Origin of the sequence: Methyloceanibacter marginalis (assembly GCF_001723295.1) — a bacterium.
GTDB classification, from domain to species: domain Bacteria; phylum Pseudomonadota; class Alphaproteobacteria; order Rhizobiales; family Methyloligellaceae; genus Methyloceanibacter; species Methyloceanibacter marginalis.
Map to the genome: position 1 here is coordinate 1 of NZ_LPWD01000127.1, position 3,437 is coordinate 3,437.

General features: G+C 64.6%; 4 protein-coding genes and 1 pseudogene. 1 reads left to right on the forward strand and 4 read right to left on the reverse strand.

What is annotated here, in order from left to right; genetic code table 11:
• Positions 1-1,561: pseudogene (gene ligA / locus AUC71_RS17445) on the forward strand (NAD-dependent DNA ligase LigA); the annotation flags it as partial.
• Position 1,562: 1 nt separating this feature from the next.
• Here the strand turns inward: ligA and AUC71_RS05785 are convergent.
• The 4 genes from AUC71_RS05785 to AUC71_RS05795 all read right to left on the reverse strand — a co-directional run.
• On the reverse strand, positions 1,563-1,811 hold the full coding sequence (locus AUC71_RS05785) for a SemiSWEET transporter (protein ID WP_069623503.1): 249 nt from the start codon (positions 1,809-1,811) through the stop codon (positions 1,563-1,565).
• A gap of 25 nt (positions 1,812-1,836) precedes the next feature.
• The gene (locus AUC71_RS05790; protein ID WP_158007715.1) at positions 1,837-2,466 is read right to left on the reverse strand and encodes a M24 family metallopeptidase; all 630 of its coding nucleotides are present in this window, start codon (positions 2,464-2,466) and stop codon (positions 1,837-1,839) included.
• Positions 2,439-2,609 carry a hypothetical protein gene (locus tag AUC71_RS19225; RefSeq protein ID WP_158007716.1) on the reverse strand — a complete coding sequence of 57 codons (171 nt, stop codon included), beginning with the start codon at positions 2,607-2,609 and terminating at the stop codon, positions 2,439-2,441. Before AUC71_RS19225 ends, AUC71_RS05790 begins: the two co-directional genes overlap by 28 nt.
• A partial coding sequence (locus AUC71_RS05795) for an aminopeptidase P family N-terminal domain-containing protein (protein WP_193427019.1) occupies positions 2,585-3,437 on the reverse strand: 853 nt, incomplete at its 5' end. The genes AUC71_RS05795 and AUC71_RS19225, both read right to left, overlap by 25 nt.

Genomic DNA, 3,437 nt, shown 5'->3' on the forward strand with positions numbered 1-3,437 from the left:
TCGAGGTGCGCGGCGAGATCTATATGAGCCACAGCGCCTTCCAGGCGCTGAACGCCGAGCAGGAGAGGCGGCAACCGACTCTTCGCCAATCCGCGCAACGCCGCGGCCGGCTCGCTTCGCCAGCTCGACTCCAAGATCACCGCCGCGCGGCCTTTGCGTTTCTTCGCCTATTCTTGGGGCGAGGCGGCGAAGCTTCCCGCCGATACCCAATGGGGGGTCTACGAGGCCATGGCGGCCTGGGGTTTTCCGCTCAACCCGTTGGCTAAGCTTACGAGCTCCGTGGACGAGATGCTCGACACCTACCGCGAGATCGAGGAGGGCCGTGCGGGGCTCGACTACGACATCGACGGCATCGTCTACAAGCTCGACCGCCTCGATCTTCAGGAGCGGCTGGGCTTCGTCTCGCGTTCGCCGCGCTGGGCCATCGCCCATAAATTTCCCGCCGAGAAGGCAACCACAATCCTGCGCGACATCGAAATCCAGGTCGGCCGCACCGGCGCGCTCACCCCCGTCGCCAAGCTCGAGCCCGTCACCGTCGGCGGTGTCGTGGTGCAGAACGCCACGCTTCACAACGAGGACGAGATCGAACGCAAGGACGTGCGCATCGGCGACACGGTTATCGTGCAGCGCGCCGGCGACGTCATTCCGCAGATTCTCGGAGCGGTGCAAGATAAGCGTCCTAAAGGCGCGAAACGATTCAAGTTTCCGGATGTTTGCCCGGTCTGCGGCAGCCATGCGGTGCGCGAGGTGGACGAGAAGACCGGCAAGCGCGATGCGGTGCGCCGCTGCACCGGCGGGCTCATCTGTCCGGCGCAAAGAGTCGAACGCTTGAAGCATTTCGTCTCGCGCAACGCCTTCGACATCGAAGGGCTCGGCGAGAAGCGCATCCAGGAACTGTATGAAGACGGCACCATCGAATCACCGCCGCAAATCTTCACCCTCGCCGAGAAAGACAAGGCGGCGGAGGGCAAGCTCGCCGAGCGGGAAGGCTGGGGCGCGCTCTCGGCCCAGAAGCTGTTCGCCGCCATCGAGCGCGCCGCAGCGTCAAGCTCGACCGCTTCATCTACGCGCTCGGCATTCGCCATGTGGGCGAGATCACCGCGCGGTTGCTCGCGCGTAATTACGGCACGGCGGAGACTTTCCTGAAATCGATGCGTGCTGCGGGCAAGGATCGCGACGGCGAGACCTTCGCCGAGCTCGACAATATCGAGGGCATAGGCCCCACGGTGGCGGCGGCCATCGCCGATTTCTTCGCCGAGCCCCACAACGTCGAAGTGGTCGAGGAACTCCTCGAGCAGGTGAGCCCGCAACCGCTCGAAGCGGTCGACCAGACCTCGCCCGTGTCCGGCAAGACCGTGGTATTCACCGGCACGCTCGAGCAGATGACGCGGTCCGAGGCCAAGCGCGCGCCGAGCGCCTCGGCGCCAAGGTCGCGGGTTCGGTCTCCAAGAACACCGACTATGTGGTGGCGGGTCCGGGAGCGGGCTCGAAGCTCAAAAACGCCAAGGACTTGGGAGTCCAGGTGCTGTCGGAAGACGAATGGCTCAAGCTGATCGAGTAGCTCAGCCGTAGCGCAGCTTCATGCGGATGATGGTGAGCGCAAGCACCAGGGTGATGGCGTTCGCCGTCATGATCGGCCAGTTCCAGATCATCACCCCGAAAGTCAGCCACAGCGCCACGCCGGTCGCGAACACCACGTACATTTGAAGCGAGATCGCGCGCGTCTCCTTGAAGCGAATGATGTGGATCGCTTGCGGCACGAAGGCGACGGTCGTCAGAGTGGCCGCTACCGCCGAGACCAGCGTTTCCATCCAAGCCTCCAACGCGGGAGAAGCGTCAGCCGATCTTCTGCGTGGCGTGACGCAGCCACGGCCGGTCGTCGCTCAGGATCAGAGGCTCGACCTCCCGCCGCACCCGCGCGTGATAGGCGTTCAGCCAGGCAAGCTCTGAAGGGTCGAACAGCTTCGGGTCGATCAGCCGCCGGTCGAAGGGCACGAGCGTCAGCGTCTCGAAGCCCATCATCTCCCGCTCGCCGCCTTCGATCTTGGTAAGCGGCGTGACCAGGATCAAATTCTCCAGCCGGATGCCGTATTGCCCTTCGCGGTAATAGCCGGGCTCGTTGGAAAGGATCATGCCGGGCTCCAGCACTTCGGAACCGAGCCGCGACAGGCGCTGCGGGCCTTCATGCACCGACAGATAGCTGCCGACGCCGTGGCCCGTGCCGTGATCGAAGTCGATACCGGCCTCCCATAGGGGCCGGCGCGCGAAAGGGTCGAGGTCCTGGCCGCGCGTGCCCTTGGGAAAGCGCGCCGTGGCGATGCCGATATGCGCCTTCAGCACCAGGCTGTAATGACGCTTCATCTCGGCCGTCGGCTTGCCGATCGCCACCGTGCGCGTGACGTCCGTGGTGCCGTCAACATATTGCCCGCCGGAATCGATCAGATAGAGCGAGTTCTTGTCGAGCACGCGTTTGGAAGCGTTCGTCGGCCGGTAATGCACCACGCGCCGTGGGGTCCGGAGGCGGAGATCGTGTCGAAGCTGATATCCTTGAGCTGGCCGGACTGGCGGCGGAGATCTTCGAGCTTCATCGCCGCGGAGACCTCATCCACGCGGCCCGTTTCGCCGACCTCGTCGAGCCAAGCGAGAAAGCGCACCATGGACGCGCCGTCGCGAAGATGCGCGGCCCGCGCGCCGGCGATCTCCGCCTTCGTCTTGGTCGCCTTGGGCAGCGTGCAAGGATCCTCGCCGGCAACGTATTTGACGCCGTCCACTTCCAACGCCTGCGCGAAGCGCATCGCCGCGGAGTCGGGATCGAGCCGCACCTTCGCCTTCTGCTCGGCGAGCGCTTCAGCGCCCCATCCAGCTCGCCGGGCTTGGCGATGTCGGTGATGGACTGAAGGGTCCCGCGCACATTTTCGTCGACCTTGGCGGGGTCGATAAACAAAGTGGGGCGGCCTTCCTTCGGCACGATGGCGAAGGCGAGCGCGACCGGCGTGTGCTTGATGTCGCCGCCACGAATGTTGAACAGCCAGCAGATCGAATCCGGCGCGGTCAGGAGCACCGCATCCTGGTTGTCCTCCTTGAGCGTGTCCTGCACCTGAGCGATCTTCTCGGCCGCGCTTCGGCCCGAGAACTCGACTGAGTGGTGCACGATCCCCGCCATCGGGGGCCTCGGCCGATCCTTCTCCCAAAGCTTGTCGATGGGATTCTCCGGCACCGGCGTCAGACGGATGCCTTCGGCGCCGAGCGACTTGGTGAGCCGGTCGATCTCCTTGATGGTGTGCAGCGCCGGGTCGTAGCCGACGGCATTGCCTTTCACGAGCGTCTCTTTGAGCCATTCCGAGGGCTTGGCTTCCGGAACTTGCAGCACCTCGAAGATGTCGGTGTCGACCTGCTTCGGTGCTTGCAGGATATAACGGCCGTCCACGAACAGCGCC